Here is a 7,295-nt window from a genome sequence, read left to right as displayed (position 1 = left end):
TCATTGAGAAAACTGATGCTACTGTGTCAACGATCCGTTATCAGTGCAGGAAAATGCCTGTTAGCGTAAAAGCAAAACACAAATCTATCCATGCAAGCATTCACCGCCGGTTTACTGGCGGTTTTTTTTCGCCGTCATAAAAATCAGGCCCCTTGTACACAACTGTAACAAGGGGCCGGTTAGGTGAGGGATTATCTCCGTTCATTAGTCATCCCATTTGTGGCTGAAATACGCGGCCAGAAAACCAGAAAATAAAATTATTCCCAGTACGGCCATAAAAACATTCATATTACCCAGCATTATTTGCCTCCGTTTATGGTGTGGTGTGTTTCCTCGCTTACCTTAATTTTCATCTCAATGAGAAAGATATTAGCAGAGATAACCTAAACGAAGGCTGAATTAAATTTTTATTGTGTTCGACTTAAATCAACAAAGCGCGGGCTGCCCCCACGGTCTTGCACGAATCCCTTTTAACATCAGCACCCACGCAGCAATGATCACCAACGCTAAGATGACAAACAGCGAGGAAGGCGGCAGGCTGGTTAGCACTACGCCACTCACTAATGGGTTAATCGCGGCACCAAGCCAGCCTAAAGACTGGGCGGAAAAATAGCTGGCTTTCATTCCTGGCGGCGCAATATGGTCAATCAACATATACTCGCCCGGCGCATAAATGATTTCACCGACAGTAAATACCGCAGCTGACATACCCCACAATAGCAGGTTGTTGCCGGAAAAAATAAAACCGACCAGTCCGATGACGAAACAGAGGGTGCCTGCTGTCATCAGCGCGCGGATGTTAGCTGGGTTAAGTCGGCGGCCCACGGAATATTGCAACGTAACCACCATGGCAGCATTCACCGGAAGAACAACCGCGACCACCTTTTCGGCAAAATCCCCATCAGCAATCACCATCACATATTGTGAAATGCATGAAGCAAATGCGCCGCTTACAAAAGAAGCCAGAAAACCAGAGCAGGTAAACCACAACAGTGCTTTATCTTGTAATAAAACTTTCGGCGACCAGACACTGCCTGTTTCCGTGGCGATGATTTTCTCGCTGCGCTTTACCCATATTTGAATGAAAAGCATGGGAAACGCGGAACAGATAGCTGCCAGCCAAAAGGGCAGATTGATGCTCTGCATCACCAACAGCGTGCCGAGCGGCGGACCGATGGTCCAGCCAATGTTTAGCATGGTGTAGTTGATTGAGAAGATTTTCGTTTTGCTGGTGGACGAAAGATTGTCGGCAAACCAGGCTTTCAGCACGGTAGCAAAAACAGAATAGGCGCAGTTAATGAGGGCAAAAAAGAGCACAACCAGCGTCACGTTATTCACTAAAGGAATGGCAATAAAACCGCTGGCGAAGGCGGTAATTGCCAGTAACATATAGCGTTTCTTGTCGAACTTATCCGCCAGGATACCAAAACCGAGGCTAAAAACGACGCCAATAGTGAGCGCAATTGTCATCGCATAACCGATTAGATCGACACTCAGGCTGTACTGGCGACTCAAGTAAATGGTCATAAATGGCAGCGTAGCCATGCTATTTCTTTACATCTCTAAAATAAAACATAACGAAACGCACTGCCGGACAGACAAATGAACTTATCCCTACGACGCTCTACCAGCGCCCTTCTTGCCTCGTCGTTGTTATTAACCATCGGACGCATGGCAAAAATCCGAAGTATAGCGACTTATTTGCGCATTAATGCCGTCGTAACCGGCGACTAACGAATCAACTGTTAAAGAAAAGTAAATTCAGCTAAGTTGATTGCTTACAAAAGATGAAATTCAGAGGCGGTAGAATGTCGCGAAAAGATGGGGTGTTGGCGCTACTGGTAGTGGTCGTATGGGGGCTAAATTTTGTGGTCATCAAAGTGGGGCTTCATAACATGCCACCGCTGATGCTGGCCGGTTTGCGCTTTATGCTGGTCGCTTTTCCGGCCATCTTTTTTGTTGCACGACCGAAAGTACCACTGAATTTGCTCTTGGGGTATGGATTAACCATCAGTTTTGCGCAGTTTGCCTTTCTGTTCTGCGCCATTAACTTTGGTATGCCTGCTGGACTGGCTTCGCTGGTGTTACAGGCACAGGCGTTTTTTACTATCGTGCTTGGCGCGTTTACTTTCGGGGAGCGACTGCATGGCAAACAATTGGCGGGGATCGCCTTAGCGATTTTTGGCGTACTGGTGTTAATCGAAGATAGTCTGAACGGTCAGCATGTGGCGATGCTCGGCTTTATGTTGACCCTGGCTGCAGCATTTAGTTGGGCGTGTGGCAACATCTTCAATAAAAAGATCATGTCGCACTCAACGCGTCCGGCGGTGATGTCGCTGGTAATCTGGAGCGCTTTAATCCCAATCATTCCCTTCTTTGTTGCCTCGCTGATTCTCGATGGTTCCGCATCCATGATTCACAGTCTGGTTACTATTGATATGACCACCATCTTGTCGCTGATGTATCTGGCGTTTGTGGCGACAATTGTTGGTTATGGGATCTGGGGGACGTTACTGGGACGCTATGAAACCTGGCGGGTTGCACCGTTATCGTTACTGGTGCCCGTAGTCGGACTGGCAAGTGCGGCACTATTGTTGGATGAACGCTTAACGGGTCTGCAATTTTTAGGTGCGGTGCTCATTATGACCGGGCTGTATATCAATGTATTTGGCTTGCGGTGGCGTAAAGCGGTAAAGGTGGGAAGTTAATAAGCCCCGAGATGTCGGGGCCAGAACAAACTACATAGCGTGTTGATTATAATAGGGCACGCCGAGCGCATCCGACTTATCACTGCCAGTACCCATGTGATTTAAATCAAACGGTGGTTGTTCCTGCGATGGGGGAACAACCACGACATTGGCACAAGAAGTAACAACTGGCTGCGTGGTTTGTTCCGCAACGCCCTGCGCGGAAAAGAGAATAAGCGCAGCTGCTATTGCGGATGAAAGTGGTTTCATGATTGCCTCAGTGACGTTGTCACGTTATCAACTAGCTGTTGTAATGATTTAATGGATGTAAAAAGCGCGATTCGCCCTGCATATTGGTCATCCGGTATTTATGCGGCGGAACATCAAAGTAATTTTTGAAGGTTCGGGTCAGAGTTTGTTGCGACTCGAAGCCATATCGTTCTGCCAGATAGAGTATCGGCTCGTTACTTTCCTTCAGCTTTTGCGCGATTTCCGTCATCTTACGGCTGCGGATGTATTGGCCTAATGAATGACCGGTTTCTTTTTTAAACATCCGTTGCAGGTGCCATTTGGAGTAACCCGAACGCTCATTTGGAGTAACCCGAACGCTCTGACACTTTCTCCAGTGACAGTGGCGATTCCAGGTTGTCCTCGATCCAGTCCAAAATGCTATGAATGGTAATAGCGTCAGTATTGCGTCTGGACATCGTCATACCTCTTTTTTGTTTACGGCAGGACTTTCTTAAGCAAATGCTCAAGTGTTGCAACTTCGTCCGCCGTCAGGTTTTTTGTTAATTCTTGATGCAGGTCCTGGCCAACTAATTGATGGCATTGTTCGCATATTGCCGCGCCGCTGGTGGTAAGTTTTACCAGTACGCCGCGCTTATCATTCGGGTTCGGCAACCTTTCAACCCAGCCTTTACAGACCAGGCGATCCAGCATACGGGTCAGTGCTCCCAGGTCGACCGACAACACTTTTTTCAGTTCAACCGGAGTAATACACGCCGCGCAGCGGATAGAGCAGAGCACCTTAAACTGTGCCGCGGTAATATCCAGCGGAGACAGATACTCGTTAAGCAGACGATCTTTCTTCTGATTAACCATATGGATTAAGCGACCCAATGGAATAATTTCATTGAACAGATCGCTGGTACTTTTCACATTAGTTGCCCTGGCAAGTAATTAGTTGCAGGGGATAATATTGCCTAGGCAAGTATAAGTCAAATGAATGAATTGACCGATGCCACGTTTTGCTAAATCGGTTCAAGTTTTGGTCAATGCGATGCAAGGTTAGCTAAAGAGTGACACTTTATCCTTGTTTACCCCTTATACTTTTCGCTGATAACCCAGATACACAGGATAACAACCACCAATGTTAGATTTGTTTAAAGCAATTGGCCTGGGGCTGGTGGTGTTGCTGCCGTTAGCTAACCCATTAACAACTGTTGCGCTATTTCTTGGCCTGGCAGGCAACATGAACAGTGCCGAACGTAATCGTCAGTCGTTGATGGCCTCGGTGTACGTATTTGCCATCATGATGGTGGCGTATTACGCTGGGCAACTGGTGATGGATACATTTGGCATTTCGATTCCCGGTCTGCGAATTGCAGGCGGCTTAATCGTCGCGTTTATCGGTTTTCGGATGCTTTTTCCGCAACAGAAAGCGATTGATTCACCGGAGGCGAAAAGCAAGTCGGAAGAGCTGGAAGATGAACCCAGTGCCAATATTGCCTTTGTACCACTGGCAATGCCAAGTACCGCCGGTCCGGGAACCATAGCGATGATTATTAGCTCGGCGTCCACAGTGCGTCAGAGTTCAACCTTCGCTGATTGGGTACTGATGGTTGCGCCGCCGCTGATCTTTTTCCTGGTGGCGGTTATTTTGTGGGGAAGCCTACGCAGCTCCGGCGCAATTATGCGGCTGGTGGGCAAGGGTGGCATTGAAGCGATCTCCCGCCTGATGGGGTTCCTGCTGGTATGTATGGGTGTGCAGTTTATTATTAACGGCATCCTGGAAATCATTAAAACGTACCATTAAAAAAGGCCCGAATGGGCCTTTCAACTATTGCGTCTGTTCTTCGAGTGTCACTGGCCAGCGGCGAAATATAATGATTGACCATATTAACGCGGCAAAAGCAGGCACCGCGCCCACATAACCAATCATCGACATTGACCAGTGCAAACTCACCTGATTACCTACCAACGCACCCGCCCCGATTCCAATATTAAATATGCCGGAGAATAGCGCCATCGCGACGTCGGTAGCATCTGGTGCCAGCGCCAGCACTTTAACCTGCATACCAAGCCCGATGATCATCATCGCGATCCCCCAGAAAATACTCAGCACCCCGAGGTGTATTTCACTGTTCGCCGCAGGTAGCAGCAGTGCCAGACACACCAGCAACAGCGCAATCGCCGTACTTACCAACGCAGACGCATATTGATTACCCAGTTTACCGAAAATCACGCTGCCAATAATGCCCGCACCACCGAGTAATAACAGTAATGCCGTGGCAAAGTTGGCGCTGAATCCCGCAATGTTTTGCACAAAAGGCTCGATATAGCTGTATGCCGTGTAATGGGCGGTGACAACCACCACAGTTAACAAATAAATGCTCATCAATGCCGGGCGGCGGAACAATAGCGGGAGGCTTTTCAATGAACCGGAATGCTCACTAGGCAGTAAGGGAAGTAACTTAATCAGGCACAAAAGGGTAACAAGCGCCCCAATACCAATCGCGAAGAAGGTCATTCGCCAGCCGAAATACTGCCCCACAATGCGCCCGAGCGGTAAACCTAAGACCATCGCCAGTGCTGTACCGGTGGCAATTAAACTCAAGGCCTGTGCCCGCTTCCCGGCCGGAGCCATACGGATCGCCAGAGACGCCGTAATCGACCAGAAAATCGCATGTGCAAAAGCCACACCAATGCGACTGATCACCAGAACGGTAAAGCTCCACGATAAAAACGACAGTACGTGGCTGGCAATAAACACCACAAACAGGCAGATCAGTAATTTGCGCCGTTCAACCTGACTGGTCATTAACATAAAAGGCAATGACATTAGCGCTACTACCCATGCGTAAATGGTCAACATGATGCCGACCTGAGCGGTTTGCATGTGAAAACTTTGCGCAATGTCAGAGAGCAGGCCAACAGGGACAAATTCGGTGGTGTTGAAGATGAAGGCGGCGACTGCCAGCGTAACGACCCGTAGCCACGCCACTTTGCGGGAAACAGTGTTTGTTGTCATAACAGATTATCGGGTGAGTTGCGAAAAAGTGATGAAATGATCTTAAAACGGTTAATGATGTGAATACAATGCATTTGTGATCTGGATCGCGTTTTCCGTTTCTCTGACGCTGATTCTGTTCCGCGTCAGAGAGTCGGTAACATCACGGTTTAATGACGTTCAGGGAGGTCTGGCGTTTTGGCGGTTGCGGGTATAGGTGGTCTGACAGGGGAGCGAGGCCTGTTTTTCACCAGGTCTTCGTGAGTAACTTTTGGCGGCGTTTCATTTTTTACAAATAGTTTGAGGGTCCTGCGCGCCATATGTTTGATAATTTTATCATCACTTAATGATGCTGGCATCAACACGTCATTCAGATCACTTTCATTGGGATTCATAAATTGGTGATAGTGCAATAACATATTGGCGAAAAATAAAAACAAGTCCTGAAAATGAGGAGATTCTTGTTCTGCTAAAAGGGATAAGAAGCAGATGCAGACTTCGGGTTGTACATGTTTGTTAGAACCTAATGAATCCATCAGGCTTTGCAATAAATCCTCTTTTAATTCGCTGTCCGTTATGTCGAGAATGGCGGTGATCAAGTTAGGATCTTTATTGACGAACCATCTGTGAACCTCAGAGTTATTCCATAATCGGGGGAGTATGACAAAATTACCGCGAGAGATAAAATTCAGGACAAGCAAATCAAACTGGCGTAAGTAATCTGCAGCGGTATGGTGATCCGGAGGCAGGGGTTCAATATGTGGTGTATGCGCTCTTTTGATGGGGGCGCCAAGGTTGATCATTGGAAATTGTTCAATAAAATCATTCATAAACAGAAAGAGCACACGCTCGACGCCGGTCTGAAATACGCGCCCCATAGTGACAGGCTTTGGGTTGGGAGCGCAAAAAATATTAATTTCTCCATCATGGCGAAAATTATCTAAATAGGGCTTAAATTTATTACTACCTGAAATTCAATATTTTCTTTGTGTCTTCCATTCTTGACGGGATAAGTGAGTTTAAACTGAACCTTTTCATTGTATAGTGTGTCGTTACCCCGAAAAGAAGTCCTCTGAATATATGATAAGTTATCAAGGTTGTTAAATATCTTTTTTGTGGCTGAGTTGGTGTTTAAAGACGTGCGCCACTCTTCATCACATATTATGGTACTGAGTGCATCAATAAAATCCTTTAAAACTTCTTTTACTTGAGGTGCAATATTACGAGCGGGAAAATCATCAGGAAGAGATATGTAATTGCTGATGCTTACTGGCGTAACCATATTTGCCCCATATAGTCATAAGTCATCGGAACATCACTATATAGGGCATTTGAGCTGCAAGAACTATCAAAGGCAGGTGATGCGTGGCGCTGTT

The 7,295-nt window shown here is 47.1% G+C and carries 7 protein-coding genes and 4 pseudogenes; 3 read left to right on the top strand and 8 right to left on the bottom strand.

Features of this window, described 5'->3' with window-relative positions; genetic code table 11:
- Positions 1-100 precede the first annotated feature (100 nt).
- The 3 genes and pseudogenes from mgtT to ydeE all read right to left on the bottom strand — a co-directional run.
- Positions 101-205: a protein MgtT gene (gene mgtT / locus ACUU1I_RS18720; protein WP_211180496.1), complete on the bottom strand. Its 105-nt coding sequence runs from the start codon at positions 203-205 to the stop codon at positions 101-103.
- Positions 205-300: a protein MgtS gene (mgtS, locus tag ACUU1I_RS18715; protein WP_000901367.1), complete on the bottom strand. Its 96-nt coding sequence runs from the start codon at positions 298-300 to the stop codon at positions 205-207. The genes mgtT and mgtS overlap by 1 nt, the downstream gene beginning before the upstream one ends.
- A 126-nt stretch (positions 301-426) precedes the next feature.
- Positions 427-1,542, bottom strand: a pseudogene (ydeE, locus tag ACUU1I_RS18710) (efflux MFS transporter YdeE); the annotation flags it as partial.
- Between the two features lie 60 nt (positions 1,543-1,602).
- On the opposite strand from ydeE, the pseudogene ACUU1I_RS18705 reads away from it, so the two are divergent.
- Positions 1,603-1,704: pseudogene (locus tag ACUU1I_RS18705) on the top strand (hypothetical protein); the annotation flags it as partial.
- Between the two features lie 104 nt (positions 1,705-1,808).
- On the top strand, positions 1,809-2,708 hold the full coding sequence (eamA, locus tag ACUU1I_RS18700; RefSeq protein WP_000087214.1) for an O-acetylserine/cysteine exporter: 900 nt from the start codon (positions 1,809-1,811) through the stop codon (positions 2,706-2,708).
- A 30-nt stretch (positions 2,709-2,738) separates the two neighbouring features.
- Here eamA and marB read toward each other — a convergent pair whose 3' ends face one another.
- The 3 genes and pseudogenes from marB to marR all read right to left on the bottom strand — a co-directional run bounded on the left by marB (position 2,739) and on the right by marR (position 3,848).
- Entirely contained in the window at positions 2,739-2,957 is a 219-nt protein-coding gene (gene marB, locus ACUU1I_RS18695) for a multiple antibiotic resistance protein MarB (RefSeq protein WP_000803659.1), read from the bottom strand.
- A 31-nt stretch (positions 2,958-2,988) separates the two neighbouring features.
- Positions 2,989-3,394: pseudogene (gene marA / locus ACUU1I_RS18690) on the bottom strand (MDR efflux pump AcrAB transcriptional activator MarA).
- 19 nt (positions 3,395-3,413) lie between these two features.
- Positions 3,414-3,848, bottom strand: a complete 435-nt coding sequence (gene marR, locus ACUU1I_RS18685) for a multiple antibiotic resistance transcriptional regulator MarR (RefSeq protein WP_000843419.1) — start codon at positions 3,846-3,848, stop codon at positions 3,414-3,416.
- A gap of 211 nt (positions 3,849-4,059) precedes the next feature.
- Here marR and marC point away from each other — a divergent pair, with 211 nt between their 5' ends.
- Positions 4,060-4,725, top strand: coding sequence for an NAAT family transporter MarC (gene marC, locus ACUU1I_RS18680; protein WP_000885033.1), 666 nt, complete (start codon positions 4,060-4,062; stop codon positions 4,723-4,725).
- 24 nt (positions 4,726-4,749) lie between these two features.
- Here the strand turns inward: marC and ydeA are convergent, their stop codons facing one another.
- The gene (ydeA, locus tag ACUU1I_RS18675; RefSeq protein WP_000210809.1) at positions 4,750-5,940 is read right to left on the bottom strand and encodes an L-arabinose MFS transporter; all 1,191 of its coding nucleotides are present in this window, start codon (positions 5,938-5,940) and stop codon (positions 4,750-4,752) included.
- A 149-nt stretch (positions 5,941-6,089) separates the two neighbouring features.
- Positions 6,090-7,201 (bottom strand): annotated as a pseudogene (yneK, locus tag ACUU1I_RS18670) (putative protein YneK).
- Positions 7,202-7,295: the final 94 nt, after the last annotated feature.

The organism is Shigella sp. SIG3, assembly GCF_053555855.1.
This window is presented reverse-complemented; position numbering and strand designations above follow the sequence as displayed.